The 403-nt window shown below is 57.8% G+C and carries 1 protein-coding gene; it reads right to left on the bottom strand.

Annotated elements, in window-relative coordinates; all coding sequences use genetic code 11:
• Nucleotides 1–310 (bottom strand): MFS transporter (locus JS756_RS36290; RefSeq protein WP_205387519.1); only part of this gene is annotated, 310 nt, incomplete at its 3' end.
• Between the last annotated feature and the right edge of the window lie 93 nt (nucleotides 311–403).

Raw genomic sequence — 403 nt, 5'->3', positions numbered from 1 at the left:
CGACACCCAGCGCCACTCCAGGCTCGCGGATGCGCGTGGGGAAGATCTCCGAGATGCATGGCCAGGGCAGCGGGCCCCAGGACAGGTTGAAGGCGGTTATATTGAGGTAGATGAGGAGGACAGTTGCGATTGCAGCGCCAGGTATACTGCTGTCTTGATCTGACTCTGCAGAGACCGGAGGAGGGGGATGTGCCTTGACAAGCGAAGCAGTAGCAACCATACACGCCGCCATGATAACCGCACCGCCACAGCACAGAACAGCTGCTAGCCAGTATGGGCGAAAAGCAGCCAGCATCGCGACGGCCTTCATGAACTCAGTGGAGACTTCCGAAGCATTACCCAGGAATTCCCTTGAGATGGGATCGCAGGGATCCCTATCACCAGTAACCTGTCTCGCATACAC

It is taken from the genome of Streptomyces actuosus (assembly GCF_016921115.1).
Lineage (GTDB): Bacteria > Actinomycetota > Actinomycetes > Streptomycetales > Streptomycetaceae > Streptomyces > Streptomyces actuosus_A.
Note: the sequence above shows the minus strand (reverse complement) of the source record. Positions and strands in the feature narration are given on the sequence as shown.